The following is a 15,236-nucleotide window of genomic DNA, read 5'->3' as shown; positions in this document are numbered from 1 at the left end:
TCTTTTGGAACATTTAGAATTATTTGGGAATACAGAAAAAGCTCAAAATTTTCTTACTGATATTAGGCATGGAAAGTTTCTTTTCTCCCTAGTACTATCATACACTGAAACCTGTGAAATTCCTGGAATTTCTTTTGCAGGTGCAGACAAGGATTCAATAAAATTTACTCCTCCTGCTGATGCAGAATATCTTCACTATGGATATTGTAAAACTATTGAAAAAATTCCAATGACTCCTGATGGAAAACCCACTCCAGGATTACTAACTAAAACTGCTTTAGAATCTGCAAGTATTCCACATATTACAATTAATGCTGGAAGTAAACTTCCCCCACAATTACCCTTCATTGATACTGGAATGTCTTTTGGAAAGAATATTTCAATTCAAGATGCAATGACTGATTCTGAAGTATCACATGCTGTAGATTATGGACGAATAATTGGAAGAACTTTGGCCTCTCTTACTGATTGTCTAATAATTGGTGAAAGTATTCCTGGTGGAACTACCACATCATTAGCAGTACTTCGTGCATTAGGTTTTGATGCTAAAGTTAGTTCGAGCATTCCAAACAATCCTGTAGAACTCAAAAACCAAATTGTAACTTCTGCATTAGAACGAATTGATTCAGATCATCCTTATAGTATTATTTCCAAAGTTGGAGATCCTATGATTCCATTTGTAGCTGGAATGCTAAGTTCCGCCTCTGAGGTATCTAAGGTAATGCTTGCTGGTGGAACTCAAATGACTGCAGTTCTTGCTTTTGCCTCTAAAATTGGATTTAATGATGAAAATACTGCAATTGGAACAACGTCCTACATCACTAATGATCAAAGTGCAAATTTCCAAACTTTGGTTTCAAAAATAGCAGATGTTCCAGCATTTTCTGTAGATCCTGGATTGGTTAATTCTAAATTTCCGGGATTAAAGGCATTCTCAGAGGGATTTGCAAAAGAGGGAGTTGGCGCTGGTGGTAGTATTATTTCATCTATGATCAAAACCGGAAACAATTCACAAAAGTTTCTAGAATTGGTAGAAAAAGAATATCATAGATTGTTTACTTCACAGTAACTGATTTTGCAAGATTTCTTGGATAATCCGGATCTGTATCTTTCTCTAACGCAGCATAGTATGATAGGAGCTGAATAGGAATTATTTCTGAAATTGGATATGTCAGTTCATCTGTTTTTGGAATTTCTATCCAGTAATCATATACATCACTTTCAATGTCTGAAATTCCGATAATTTTTGCACTACGGGCTTTAATCTCTCTTGCACTAGTAAGAGTATCTGTAAAAGTCGAATCATTTGGGTTGATAATCACTACAAACACATTTGAGTCCATTAATGCCAGTGGGCCGTGTTTTAATTCTCCTCCGGCTATTCCTTCAGCATGTATGTATGTTAATTCTTTTAATTTCAAAGCCGCTTCAATAGCTATTGGATAATGCATTCCTCTACCAAGAATATAGATATCTGAAATGTCTTTCAATTCCTTTGCAATTTGCTGAATTTTTTTTGGGTTTTCTAATGTTTTTGAAACTGTTTGAGAAATTTTATCAAAATCTATGGTGATCCCTTTATTCATTAATTTTTCAACAATTTTGTAGAGAATGACTAGTTGTGATGTAAAACTTTTTGTGGCAGCAACACCTATCTCTGGTCCGCAGTTCATGCCAATTACAACATCTGCCTCTCTTGCAAGTGATGATGTCAATAGATTCACAATTGCAATGATTTTACAATTTGCTTGTTTTGCAATTTTTACAGCCTCAAGTACATCTGCGCTTTCACCACTTTGAGATATGGCAATAAGAATTGAATTTTCTTCAATACTGTCAGGGGAGAATTGCAGTTCACTTGACATAATAGTGTCTATTTTGATTTTGGCATATTTTGAAAAAATTTGCTTGGCAATTAATGCTGAATTATAACTAGTTCCACTGCCTGTTACATAGATATTTTTTGCATGCTTCATGTAATCTGCAGTTTGTTCAATTTCCTTTGTTGATTTTTCACCTGCTTTTAGTATTGTTTCATGTTGTTCATAAATTTCCTTTAATGTAAAATGTGCATAATCTCCTTTGTATGCATCTCCAAATTCTTTTGAGACTTTGGTTATTCCATATTTTGCGTGTTCTCCATTAAAATCTAAAATTTGAAACTTGTCTTTGTCTAAAATTACAAAATTTCCATTTTCCATGTAGATTGCATCATCAGTATATTCAATAAATCCCAAAACATCACTTGACAAAAAGAAATCATTTTGTCCTACTCCAATTATTAATGGTTCATGAAATTTTGCTGCTGCAAGTTGTCCGTTATCAAACATTGCAACAAATGCATAATGACCTTTTAGCTCTGATACGGTTTTTAACATGGTTTCTTTAACGTCGTTACTTTCTTCATAATTCTTTTGAAGTAAATTTGCAATTATTTCACTATCAGTTTCACTTTTGAAAACATATCCCTTACTTTCTAATTCTTTTTTTAGATCTTCAAAATTCTCTATTATTCCATTATGCACTATTGCAATTTTTCCTGAATTACTAGGATGTGGGTGTGCATTAACATCTGTAACTTTTCCATGTGTTGCCCATCTGGTGTGCCCGATTCCTATTTTTCCTGGAAGAGAATCTAATTTTACTTTGATATTTACTTCGTTTACTTTACCTGTTCCTTTCTTTAATTCGATTTGATTATTGGATTCTGTTGCTACTCCAACACTATCATATCCACGATATTCCATCCGTTTTAGCCCTTTCACAATGATTGGGGCTGCAATATCCTTTCCATAATATCCAATTATTGAACACATTTCTTATCTCTATGATGATTAGTGGGGGTTATTTACTGATAAGCCTATTTTTTCTATTATTCTGTTGAAGAACTTTCATCTTTTTTTGTTGTTTCTTCTGCAGGAGTTTCTACCACTTCAGCAGCAGGAGTCTCGACACCTTCAGTTTCCTCAACAGGAGTCTCAACAACAGGCTCTTCTTTTGTTTTTTCTAACATTTGAGGAATTTTTGATTCAGGTGAAAAACGAATATTGTTTTCTTCTTCTATAGTTACAATGTATGATGGAATGTCTACCTTTCTGTCTCCAATCATAATGTGTCCATGAATTACTGCCTGTCTTGCTTGATATGGTGTTTTAAATCCAAGTTTCTTTGTTACAATAGTTTGTAATCTTCTAGAAAGTAAATCATTTGGAGTCAAGTTTAACACATCATCTAATGATGCATCACCACTTACCAATCCAATTCTTGCAAGTGATTTCATTAAGATTGGTTCTTTTTCTTCTCTTACTTCCTGTCTTAATGCAAGCAATGATCTTGCTTGATGTCTAACTCTGGATAATTCAGTATGTGCTTTCCATAATTCTCTTTTAGTTCTTAATCCAAATGTTCCGAGAGTTTTTAGCTCTTCCATTTTTAATTCATAATTGAGTGGTCTTTTTGGTTTTCTCCAAACTCTTCGTGGATATTTAGGATCTCCCATTCAAAACACCTATTTGGTTTTCTCCGCTGGAGCTTCTTTCTTTTCAGCTGCCGGTGCTGCGGCTGCTGCCGGTGCTGCGGCTGCTGGAGCTCCTCCAGACGAATCTTTTGTAGGAGCTGCTTGTCCACCTGCTTTAGCTACACCTACAGCTCCGCCCTTTCTACCTGATGTTCTAGTTCGCTGTCCTCTAACTTTTAATCCATTAAGGTGACGATAACCTCTCCAACTTGCAACTATTCTTTCTCTTTCAATATCATTTCTTAATGTAAATGGAATATCTGATGTAAGCAAATGTAAATCGGTTCCAGTTTCAATATCTTTTCTTCTGTTGATAAACCATGAAGGAAAATTTCCTGCAATTGGATCTGTAATTAATTTTTCAATGGCTTGAACATTCTCTTCGGTTAAATTTCCTATGTGAGAATTTGTATCGATATTTAGGGTATCAAGAATTGCAGTGGCAAAATTGTAACCAATTCCTTTGATCTTAGTTAGGCCCACGATTATTTTTCTTTCTCCTGGGATATCGTTACCCACAATCCTTACAATGTGTCTGTATTCCTGACTACTCAAGTATTCAAAAATTCAAAGAAACCCCGATAAAAACCATGCTAGGCGTCAATTTCTGTGATGTGCTAATGGTTATTTTTTACTCAATTAAAGGCTAAATCTGCTTAAATCATCTAAAGTCCTCATCATTAGTCCAATCTCTTCCTTGAACATTCCAAATATTGCATTTACAGCATTTTTTGACTCCTCTTTGAGGGTCAATATCTATACAATAGCAGTGCTCTCCCTTGCCTGATGGATCAAGTCTGCATAGATTTTGCATAGTAGACGTATCCTCTTTTTCCTAATTATCTTTTTGAAATAAATCAAAAAGTTATAAATTTCAACATTTTTTCTGATAGTAAAATGGAAGAATCTTTTGATAGGGAAAAAGTTGTTGAAAGTATGTTTGATCCCATCACTTCATCAATTATAGCTGAACTTGAAGACGGGGAGAAAGAATGCTCTTTTTTAGCCACTCAAACTGAAATCTCAGAAAATGAAGTACTTGATAGACTTGAATATTTGATTGAACATGAATTTATTTATGAAAAATCTGTTGATGGCAAAAATTTTCTTTCAGCAAATACTGACAAACTTAACACCGTAATTGAAAATAGTGAAAATTTTGAAAATACCATTAGTGGTCTTGAAAAAATGGATAGTTATTTGAATTGATTTTTTTTATTTTTAATCCCTATTATTGCTGTAACAACTAATCCTCCCATTCCTATGATTAGTACATAAATTGATAGAAATCCAAGTATTTTCTTTCCGGCATCTGGAACTGGTCCTATTGCTCCAAAGACTTGCTTTTCTTCAAAATCTGTACTCTCAATAATTAATTTGTAGGTTCCCGATTCTAAGACATCAAATTCATTTTCAATAGTGTCTTGATCGATTTTTTGAGAAGCAATTTCAATATCAAAAGGATCTAAAATTTTTGCTGAAAATGTGTTTTCTTTAAACTCCATTACCTGAACTGCAAAGACTCCCGTTGATGTTTTTTTAGAATCAAATTCTGTTGATACTAGAATTTCTTGAGAGGAACTAACTTTGCCGCTTCCTTGATTTACTCCTTCTAGAATAATTTGATTCCCTACTACCAGTAAAGCTAATCCTAAAACAATCAATCCACCTGAAACAACAAGAAGTATTCCTGATTTTTGCACAGATTTAGTCTGATCATCTTTAGTTTAAACCTAATTTTTATTAAAATTCTTAGTTGCTTCTGATAAAGTTAGACTAGGCTAAGAAAGTTAGCTTAGGGTAAATTTAAATAGAGAATTATGTGATTTATGATATTGCAATTTTCTCGTTCAAATACCATGATCCTGATGATATCTCTATTGGTTGGTTTTTCTGTGGTGATGATCTATCCAATAATCACTGAGGCTCAATCTGAAGAGAAAACATTTGTTACCCATTCTGGTGCTGTAGTAAAAACATCTGGAGAAATAATTGATCCACTCTATGTTGTATCTGAGGTAGAATTTGATCCAATGGAATACTTGAGGGATTTCAATTATGGTAGAGTAACACCCCTTTCTGATGGAACTATGCTTAGAGAATATACGATAATAGCTGAAGATGATAAAATAATGGAAGTGTCCCCAGGAGTTTTCTATAATGTCTGGACTTTTAATGGAACTGTTCCGGGTCCAACAATTAGAGCAACTGAAGGAGACATAGTGCGAGTCAAATTCATCAATAATGGTGAAAAAGAACACACAATACACTTTCATGGAATTCATCCTGCTGGAATGGATGGAGTTTTTGAACCAGTAGGTGGAAATGGTGGACAATTTGTTTATGAATTTGAAGCTGGTCCTGTTGGAGTCCATCCTTATCATTGTCACGTTATGCCTCTTGAGGAACATATTGTACATGGTTTGTATGGTGTCTTCATTGTAGATCCAAAAGAAGAACGTCCACCAGCTGATGAAATGGTAATGGTTCTAAATGGTCTTGATACTGATTTTGATACTGAAAATAATTTCTATGCAGCAAATACTATTCCATTTTACTATCAACATCATCCAATCCAAATTAACACTAATGAGTTGATTAGAATCTATGTTGTCAATATGGTGGAATTTGATCCAATAAACAATTTTCATCTTCATGGAAATCTGTACAAGTATTATCCAACAGGAACTGATGTTGTGCCCTCATTTTATACTGATATGATTACTCTCTCGCAAACCGAACGCGGTATAATGGAATTTGAATATGAGTATCCTGGAAAATATCTTTTCCATGCACACAAGGTAGAGTTTTCTGAAAAAGGATGGGTGGGAATATTCCTAGTAAAAGATAATGAAAAATCTGTGGAGTCAGAAGAATATGGAACTTAGTAACAAATCCTCAAAAGGAAAGATGATTGCAAGTGGTATAATCCCATTTGCATTTTTAATTATATTGGTTGCATACATTTTTGGTCCTGGTTCTGAATTATTGGATTTAGGAATTCCATTACCTGAGATAACTATGGAAAAAGTTGATTTTCTAGATTCTGAAATTCAAGTTACCGTTAGAAACACTGGTCCATTACCTGTTGAAATTGCAATGGCTGACATCAATGACAGGATACAGCCAGCAGCAGTTGAACCAGACAGATACCTAGAACGATATGAAACAGCTCTTGTTAGAGTTCCTTTTGAATGGAATGAGGCAGAACCCTATAGAATTGGAATTACAATTGAGGATGGAACTAGATTTGAAAAAGAGATTGAAGCAGCAGCCCCTGCATTAAAACCAAGCCTTGAGCTTTTAGGATTTTTTGCAATAATTGGAACATATGTAGGAATAATTCCTGTAATGATTGGTTTACTTTGGTTACCATTTATCAGAAGAATTAGTAAGCAAAAGTATCATTTCTTTTTGGCACTAACTGCTGGATTATTGCTATTCTTGGGAATTGATTCTATTGAAGAGGCATTAGAGGTTTCAGATGAAAGTCTTGCAGGTAGCTTTAATGGAGTATTACTTGTTGCAACTGTTTTAGTATTGTCTTTTCTTGGGTTGTATTACACTGGTGAAAAATTAGTAAATAGAGCAAAATCTTCTAGGATTACAAAACCTGTTGCAATTGCACTGATGATCTCAATAGGAATTGGATTGCATAACTTTGGTGAGGGATTAGCTATAGGAGCTGCAGTTGGTCTTGGTTCTATTGCATTTAGTACATTTCTAATTATTGGTTTTGCATTACATAATACCACTGAAGGACTTGCAATAGCTTCACCCATGTCAAGAGAGAAAAAAGTGATTGGAAAACTTGCTGCCATGGGATTAATTGCAGGATCTCCTGCTATTTTTGGTGCGTGGGTAGGTGGATTTGTTTATTCACCATTTACATCTGTAGTATTTTTATCGATTGGAGCGGGTGCAATATTTCAAGTAATTATTACTATTCTAAAGTGGGTGCGAGAAGAAGGTGATAAAAATCTCTCAAGTGCTGCAGTTGCCTCTGGATTTGCAATTGGCATGGTTATCATGTATTTGACCAGTATTTTGGTCTAGTCTGGTTCTGGGTGTATTGTAATTACAGCATTATTGATTTCCGCTCTAATCACATGCTCTATTTCAGATGTTAGATCATGGACTTTTTCAATTGATAATTGTTTATCAAATGAACAATCAATGTCAATCTTGAGAATATTTTCAAAATTTAGGGATACAATTCGTCCAATTTTCTTAATTTCATTATATTTCTCTAATATCCTCTTAATTTTTTTCTCAGTTTCTTTATCTTCTAAATTTAAATTCTTAGGCACAGAAATGAATGGCTCTAAATGAATCGTTGAGTGCTCGATTTCAGAAATATTCTGCTGAATTCTTTGTTCAATTATCTCAGAAATCTTATGAGCTGATGATAGGTTGATATCTCTGTCTACCATTACATGTAAATTTGTAAATGTCTTCCCGTTTGTTTTATGAGTGCTAACATTGTGAACTCCTTTTACACCATCAACACTTTTAGCTATTTCTAGAATTTTTGCATCTAGTGGAACATCTTCCCAGTTGGGCTCAAAATGGATTGTAATTTTTGCATTGGAAATCTCTTCCTTGATATTTTTTTCAACATTACTGCTAATCTCGTGGGCTTTGTCAAAACTAGTATCTCCTCTTAGAGAAATAGTAATGTCTGCAAAAATTGTATCTCCTGATCTTCTCATTAGAATAGGATCTGCGTCAATTACATCTTCAGTTGCATTTGCAATGGATTTGACTTTTTTTACAAGTTCTGGAGAAATAATATCTGTTAGATCTTGGGCCGTCTTATAGACAAGTTTGATGCTAAGGGCTGCAAGCAATACTCCTAAGATGAGGGCTGCAACGAAATCACCATAGTATAACCCATATGATACAAGAATTATTCCTGCAATTGCAACTAATGTGGAGCCAAGATCCATAAATGCATGATAAAAATCTGCTTTTAGTGTAACTCCTCCGATTTTTTTAATTGATCTTCTAAGAAGAATTATTCTAAAAATATCAATTCCAATTGTATACACACCTCCAATTATTGCATACATTCCAGGAAGAATACTTGGTGGGGGACTTTGTAATCTGTGAATCGACTCATAAATGAAAAAACATGCTATAAGAAAAATAGCAATACCTCCAATTAATCCTCCCAATGATTCAATCTTTCCATGTCCATAGGTATGTTCTGCATCTGGTGGTTTTATTGCCCATCTAGCAGCTAAAAGTAAAACCAGCGTAACCACACTATCTAAGAGAGCATGTATGCTGTCTGTAATTAATGCCAGACTGTTTGAAATAAGACCAAAAATTAACTCTACTAAAAATGCTGAAAAAATTGCAAAAAGTGAAATCTGTAAAACTTTATTTCTTTGAATAAACATTTTCCTTCTTTTTTGATATTATTGCTCTTCTATAACAGGTTTCAAGAATGAATGATACGACAACATTATTTGTTATGAGTAGGAATTGGCTTTGGTTGGATTTGAACTATTATTTGCTACCTTTTCTATTATTATTGCTAATTCCAATTGCTAGTGCTGAGGCAACACATAATCCCAACTTGTTTGTGTCTGCAGAAAATCCTCAATTTGAAAATCATTTTGCAGGCTCTATGGTGATAGAAGTTATTGTGAATGATCCTAATCTGAAGGATACTGGAAAGGGAAAAGGTGAGCCTGATGTGACCCTTAATGGAAAGACTTTGAGAATGGCACAGGCAGTTGATGGAAATTGGTATGGATATTTTGCAAATGTTGCAAGTGCAAAGAGAGCTGATGCTACTGTTGGATTAGCTGGCAAAGGCTTGGATTTTGGTGTTTTTTGTAGCAGAGATACAACAACATCTATTTTTGGAATTTCACTCTCTGAGACAGATGGATTTGCAGTTCCAAAATCTGCAGGCTTAACTGGGTACACTAATGGAGATGCTCCATTTTCACCATGTTCTGGTTCTCCAACTGGTACTACAGTTCTAAATAATGTAGTTAGGAATGCAAAGTCTCTAAATACAAATTCAAATGTTCCAACAGGTCAAATTGGACTTAAAACAAATGCATGGCCTTTAGTACAACTTTTTTCATTTGATAAAGTAACAATTCAGTATAATCCTGGTGGTCCATCACAATCAGTAACATTAGAGTATGATGAAATCCCAAATGTCTCTTTAAAATTAGATAGAAAACTCTATCCAAATAATTCTGAAGTCTTCCTTACAATTAATGATGTCCAATTAAACCAAGATCCTACTGATGAAGATTCCTGGACATTTGATGTTGGAACTAACCCTTCCACATTCTATCAGGCATTTGATGAATCTGGTTCTGCATCTTCAAATGGTGGTGCAGGATTGGTTAATCTAGCTCCACATCTTTCAAATATTGGATTTAAAAATAATGGAAAACTTGGAATTAATTTGGGTTCTGTGTTGGAATTGAAAACTAATGATGAACAACCAAGTACAAGTGTTACTAATGGAATACAAACATTTACAAAAATTCTTACCATTGTAGAGAATAGTCCGAACTCTGGAATCTTTGATAATGCTGATGATAATGATGAATCAACATTAGGAATTCTAGCTAATGCTCCAAGAGGACAATCAGGTTCTATCACTTATGATAAAAAGTCCATCTCTGTTCTTACTGGTTCTTCTACTGCAAATATCAAATTAAATCCTTCTCTGAGTATTGGTGATGGTTCTGCATACTTGAAACCTGGAACAAAATATCCTATAGTTTTAGTAGATCCTGATCAGAATATTAATTCTGGAACAAGGGATCATCTGGATGTATTTAGGGATACTTCAATTATTCCAACATTAAAAATTGGAAATCCTGTTACTCTTGCCAAGGCATCAAATGTTAAATTTTTCACTTTATCCACAGATCCTCTCACAATGGGTTCTATGGCAAATTTTGCAGTGCCTGATTCAAATTCTGCACGCCTGATTATTGATACATCCATAGTGCCTAATGGGTCCTTTGAGAAAGTATCTCTGAGTTTGGGAATTACTGCATCTGATTTGAAATCTTTATTCATAGATGATTTCCTTTCGGATTCTGAAGGAACAAATTGGTTAAATTATGATTTTAGATCTTTTGCAAATGATTTGGAAATATCTGATTTTTCTGATACTTCACTAGAACTCTCTTTTGGTGTACTTGGTGCATCTTCTGTAAAAATTATTGATTCTGGGGATTTGACTTCTCCCCAAGGTTTTATTCAATTAGATGATTCAGACATTCAAGCCATATCAAGTAAAAACGGAAATGTCTTTCTTGTAATTAATTTTGATTCATCTAATGATTCTATAACTGTGGGTAGTATATCGAGTGAAAAAAAATCTCAACCGATAGTAGTTGATTTCTTTTCGTTTGGTTTAGTTGATTCAGATGATGTCAATAATGCGATTTATAGATTTGAGTTAGAAGAAACATCAGATGACTCTTCCACATTTGATGGGACATTAGAGTATTCTATTGCAAATCAACTTAATATTTTAGATTCTTCTTTTATTCAAACAATTCAGCCAATAGATGATCAGATTAAATTTATTCTTACAAACCGACTTGTAAATGATAAAGGAATTAGCATTTCTTATTCAGACATTACTGAATCAGGTAATGTTTCACCAACATCTACAAAATCCCAAGTCTTTACAAATTCTGGAGTTTTAAGATCTGATTCAACATCTTATCGTTTTGGACAGCCTGTTACAATTACTCTTAATGATCCTGATCTTAATTTGAAAAATGATTTAATTGATATTTATTTTGTAGTAAATGATCCTAATTCTCCTATCGTTGATACAGTTGGAGCAAATGGAAATATCTTACTTGAAGTTCTAATCAAAGATATTCGATACAAACGTTGTACTGTAAATGGTATTGAGCATGGAGGTTTAGGTGCAAGTGGATTTACTCTTGTTGAAACTGGACCTAGTACTGGAATTTTTACTGGTTCATTTAAAATGCCATCAAGCATTTGCAATAAATCCGGCACCGGTTTAATTTCGTCAGCAGGTGGTAGTCTTGATGTCAAATATTATGATTCTAGAGATAGCTCTGGAAATGCAAATATCTTTAGCCTATTGAAAAATAAATCACCATCTTCCTATCCTACCACACCTACTCTAAGTGCATATTCTGTGATAAAACCCTCGCCTGGAGAAATTAATGAAATTGTTTTATCTGGAACTTTAGGTAATTATAAAAGAGGATTGCCATTGGAAGTGACAATCATTTCTCCTGATGGACGCTCTCAAAATTTTGCAGCAACTCTTGCCAATGGCGGATCTTATAGATCAATTATAACAATTAATGAAAATTCTTTGATTGGAACTTATGAAATTAAATTATCACATAATAATTCACCAGTTAAAACGATGACATTTGTTATATCCGATCCTGACATCCCTAATTGGATTAAAAATAATGCAAAATGGTGGTCTTCTACATTTATCTCTGATTCAGATTTTATTAGTGGGTTGGAATATTTGATTGAAGAAGGTTTCATTAAAATTTCTCCTTCTGAACGCAGTAAAATTTCAGATCAGATGATCCCTAATTGGATTAAAAATAATGCAAAATGGTGGTCCGAGAATCAAATTTCAGATGATGACTTTTTAAAATCGATTCAATACTTGGTCAAAAAAGGTATAATTCGAGTATAAACTGGTCAATTTTTCTTTCATTGAATACATAAATACTCTCAACTCATGAAAAAAATGAAAATGAGACTGGTAGGATTCCTAGCGTTTGCATTGCTATCCATTTCGGTTCTCTCTTATGGCGTTAATGGCTCTGTTTTTGCAACAAGTGATCCAAACCCTGCGTTGTCGGTTAAATCCGAAATGGAGATTTATACAAATGGTTCTAATGTAAAAGTCACAGGGAATATCAAAGACTATGATCCTAACTTTGGAAAAGGACTTACTTTTATTATTACATCCCCTGATAACAATATTGTTGGAATTGGGCAAATAACTCCAAATTCTGATGGTTCATTTTCAAAAACTTTTGTTGCTGGCGGACCTTTATGGAAACTAAATGGTGATTACGCAATTCAATTTCATTATGGGGCAGACGAATCAAATATTACAATTAATTATGTTGGTGGAGAACCTGTTATTAACAAACCAAAACCTGAGCCAAAACCAACTCCAGAACCTGAGCCAAAACCAACTCCAGAACCTGAGCCAGAACCTGAGCCAAAACCAACTCCAGAACCTGAGCCAGAACCTGAGCCAGAACCAGAACCAACATGTGGTGCTGGAACAGAATTAGTAAATGGCGTGTGTCAAGTAATTAAAACTGAAAAACCAGGTGGAGGTTGTTTAATTGCAACAGCAGCATATGGTACTGAACTTGCACCACAAGTTCAATTCCTTAGAGAAATTAGAGATAATACTGTAATGAGCACTTCATCAGGAGCAGCTTTCATGTCTGGATTTAACCAATTGTACTATTCATTCTCACCAACAATAGCTGATATGGAAAGAGAAAATCCGATGTTCCAAGAAGTTGTTAGAACATTTATCACTCCTATGATTTCAACTCTATCAATTATGACACTTGCCGATAATGGTTCCGAAGTTGAAGTGCTAGGATTGGGTATTTCTGTAATTGCATTAAATCTAGGAATGTATATTGCTGCACCTGCATTGATTGGATTCAAAGTTCACAAACATTTCAAGTCTAGAAAGTAATCTTTCCTTTCTAGTAGGTTATTATATTCAAACACATTATCTTAGATAATGCATATTGAATATGAAGAATTTGACAATATAGAAGATATCTTCATGTATATGGCATCCGCTGCTCCACCTATGAAAAATACAATGCCCATTAATTCTTACAAGGGATACGTGATGTCCTTTATTCCACTCAGTCCTTCAAATGGTGATACATACCTTATGATTTATTCTAAGGGTTCTCTTGATTCTGGAATTTACGAATTCGATGTATCATCTAAATCCTACAAAAAAGTAGAATCTATTGAAAGAGCAGACAAAGTTTACTTTATCTCTCTTACACCAAAACGAAACACAATTGCTGATTTTGCAATAGAAAAACTATAATTTCTTTGTCTGAATTTTAGGAGCAGATACAGATCTACTTCTGGCATATTTGTCAATTATCTCATCAGGTGTTCTGCCATTGAAGAGATCCTTGCACAAACCTCTTAGATATCTCATGATTGCCCATGTTCCTGCTTTGAGAATTCCATACATGAAGACCTTCATAGGTGGTCCATAGGTTTTGTTTCTTAGAATGATTGGAATAATATCGTTGATTACTCTGAGATTATTTTCCCAGCATTTCCAAAATAATGTAAACTGAGCCTCATTCAAATTTCCAAAGTGCATTGAATTCTTTTCACTAAAGTCTTGATAGAGTAAAGGTGCAACTAATCCTCTGAAATCCATCTCTCTAAAGTCACTCATCATATCAATTGTGTATTGAATATCATCTGGGGTTTCATCAGGCCAACCAATTATGATGGTTGCAGCTGGGAACCAATGGTTTTCATTTAGAATCTTTGCTCCCTCTCTTACAACACTGCCCCATTCCTCTGGTGCAAATGGTTTAGTTTTAACTCCAAGATGTTTTTTTACCATTGCTGGTGCAACTGTTTCAATTCCTAGATTTGTTGCAAGCCACCTGCCTGTTTGATCTTGTTGATTGATATGTGATATTTGTTGCATCAAGGTAGGATCAGCCGCCACTGCTGAAAATGTCATATGTGTAGTACCAACAAAATTTGCACCTAATCCTTTTAGCCCCTTCCACAAATCGGTAATGGCCTCTCTGTTTGGAACAAAATCCCTGTTGTCACATCCATAAAGTAGCATCTCATCTGAATGTAACCAAATTGAATCAAATCCATAATCTAAATTAATTTTAGCCTCATGTTGCAATCGTTCTAATGGTAAATCTTTCTTTGAACGTTTGTTTACATCACAAAAGTCACACCCTCTTCCGCATCCTCTCATAGCTTCGATTAGAGAATTAATGGTAGGTCCTTCAATTATTGGAATATTCTCTAAATTTCTAACAAAGCAATGCATTAGTTCTGGTGCATCACCTTTCTCTAGATCTTGAAACAAATCTACTGCTAATTCATCTGCTTCGCCTACAACTACAGTATCTAATCCATGGATTTTCATTCTGTCTGATTTTGCTAATTCCCATGCTCCGTTTCCTCCTACAACTACTTTAAAATCATATTTCTTTTTTAATTGAATTATACTTGCACACATTTTTTTAAATTTCATTGCAACATATGATAATTTTTCTGGTGACATTGTTGTAGTGACTGGAGCCATTCCAAGTGGATCCATTACATTAATTCCAACAACTTTGGTGTCTGGACCAATTGATTTGTGTAACATTTCAGGATGGGCTAAGAAGACATCTTCTCTTTTGTATCCTCCTTGAATTAATGAACTCTCTACTCTTCTTAATCCTACTTGAGCAACTTTTACCTCTCCTGTTATTGGATCTGTTTCTACGGATGGACAAAAAACTTTGTCAAAAACCCATTCTGGGAGAACTTCATATGGTCCACATGCAATAAATCCATAAAGAAAATTTCCTCTATAATTTGTCATTAAACTACGATCAGCAGTTAATACAATACGTTTGCCAGCCAACTACAAAACTTCGTTAAAGTATGTTATATATGATTTACGAGG

The 15,236-nt window shown here is 34.3% G+C and carries 14 protein-coding genes; 7 read left to right on the top strand and 7 right to left on the bottom strand.

What is annotated here, in order from left to right; translation table 11 throughout:
• Positions 1–4: 4 nt before the first annotated feature.
• Positions 5–1,069, top strand: coding sequence for a nicotinate mononucleotide-dependent phosphoribosyltransferase CobT (gene cobT, locus ACX119_RS08180; protein WP_459350776.1), 1,065 nt, complete (start codon positions 5–7; stop codon positions 1,067–1,069).
• Here the strand turns inward: cobT and glmS are convergent.
• From glmS to ACX119_RS08160, 4 genes are all read right to left on the bottom strand, one after another.
• Positions 1,056–2,816, bottom strand: coding sequence for a glutamine--fructose-6-phosphate transaminase (isomerizing) (glmS, locus tag ACX119_RS08175; protein ID WP_459350775.1), 1,761 nt, complete (start codon positions 2,814–2,816; stop codon positions 1,056–1,058). The two genes, cobT and glmS, sit on opposite strands and share 14 nt — an antisense overlap.
• Before the next feature lie 56 nt (positions 2,817–2,872).
• The gene (locus ACX119_RS08170; RefSeq protein WP_459350774.1) at positions 2,873–3,499 is read right to left on the bottom strand and encodes a 30S ribosomal protein S4; all 627 of its coding nucleotides are present in this window, start codon (positions 3,497–3,499) and stop codon (positions 2,873–2,875) included.
• A gap of 9 nt (positions 3,500–3,508) precedes the next feature.
• On the bottom strand, positions 3,509–4,072 hold the full coding sequence (locus ACX119_RS08165; protein WP_459350773.1) for a 30S ribosomal protein S13: 564 nt from the start codon (positions 4,070–4,072) through the stop codon (positions 3,509–3,511).
• Between the two features lie 106 nt (positions 4,073–4,178).
• Positions 4,179–4,331 carry a hypothetical protein gene (locus ACX119_RS08160; protein WP_459350772.1) on the bottom strand — a complete coding sequence of 51 codons (153 nt, stop codon included), beginning with the start codon at positions 4,329–4,331 and terminating at the stop codon, positions 4,179–4,181.
• A gap of 83 nt (positions 4,332–4,414) precedes the next feature.
• Between ACX119_RS08160 and ACX119_RS08155 the strand changes: the two genes are divergently transcribed.
• On the top strand, positions 4,415–4,726 hold the full coding sequence (locus ACX119_RS08155; protein ID WP_459350771.1) for a hypothetical protein: 312 nt from the start codon (positions 4,415–4,417) through the stop codon (positions 4,724–4,726).
• Here ACX119_RS08155 and ACX119_RS08150 read toward each other — a convergent pair.
• Positions 4,714–5,220, bottom strand: a complete 507-nt coding sequence (locus ACX119_RS08150) for a hypothetical protein (RefSeq protein ID WP_459350770.1) — start codon at positions 5,218–5,220, stop codon at positions 4,714–4,716. The two genes, ACX119_RS08155 and ACX119_RS08150, sit on opposite strands and share 13 nt — an antisense overlap.
• A 156-nt stretch (positions 5,221–5,376) precedes the next feature.
• Between ACX119_RS08150 and ACX119_RS08145 the strand changes: the two genes are divergently transcribed.
• Complete coding sequence (locus ACX119_RS08145; protein WP_459352019.1) at positions 5,377–6,405, top strand: multicopper oxidase domain-containing protein; 1,029 nt, start codon at positions 5,377–5,379, stop codon at positions 6,403–6,405.
• Positions 6,395–7,573, top strand: coding sequence for a ZIP family metal transporter (locus ACX119_RS08140; RefSeq protein WP_459350769.1), 1,179 nt, complete (start codon positions 6,395–6,397; stop codon positions 7,571–7,573). Before ACX119_RS08145 ends, ACX119_RS08140 begins: the two co-directional genes overlap by 11 nt.
• Here ACX119_RS08140 and ACX119_RS08135 read toward each other — a convergent pair.
• Complete coding sequence (locus ACX119_RS08135) at positions 7,570–8,922, bottom strand: cation diffusion facilitator family transporter (RefSeq protein ID WP_459350768.1); 1,353 nt, start codon at positions 8,920–8,922, stop codon at positions 7,570–7,572. The two genes, ACX119_RS08140 and ACX119_RS08135, sit on opposite strands and share 4 nt — an antisense overlap.
• Before the next feature lie 47 nt (positions 8,923–8,969).
• Between ACX119_RS08135 and ACX119_RS08130 the strand changes: the two genes are divergently transcribed.
• From ACX119_RS08130 to ACX119_RS08120, 3 genes are read left to right on the top strand one after another with little or no spacing between them, the layout of a single operon-like run.
• The gene (locus tag ACX119_RS08130) at positions 8,970–12,212 is read left to right on the top strand and encodes a peptidase (protein WP_459350767.1); all 3,243 of its coding nucleotides are present in this window, start codon (positions 8,970–8,972) and stop codon (positions 12,210–12,212) included.
• 54 nt (positions 12,213–12,266) lie between these two features.
• Positions 12,267–13,247 carry a CFI-box-CTERM domain-containing protein gene (locus ACX119_RS08125; protein WP_459352018.1) on the top strand — a complete coding sequence of 327 codons (981 nt, stop codon included), beginning with the start codon at positions 12,267–12,269 and terminating at the stop codon, positions 13,245–13,247.
• 48 nt (positions 13,248–13,295) lie between these two features.
• Complete coding sequence (locus ACX119_RS08120; RefSeq protein ID WP_459350766.1) at positions 13,296–13,619, top strand: hypothetical protein; 324 nt, start codon at positions 13,296–13,298, stop codon at positions 13,617–13,619.
• Here the strand turns inward: ACX119_RS08120 and ACX119_RS08115 are convergent.
• Complete coding sequence (locus ACX119_RS08115; RefSeq protein WP_297593977.1) at positions 13,614–15,194, bottom strand: B12-binding domain-containing radical SAM protein; 1,581 nt, start codon at positions 15,192–15,194, stop codon at positions 13,614–13,616. The genes ACX119_RS08120 and ACX119_RS08115 overlap by 6 nt on opposite strands.
• Positions 15,195–15,236: the final 42 nt, after the last annotated feature.

This window comes from Nitrosopumilus sp. S4, assembly GCF_054515835.1.
This window is presented reverse-complemented; position numbering and strand designations above follow the sequence as displayed.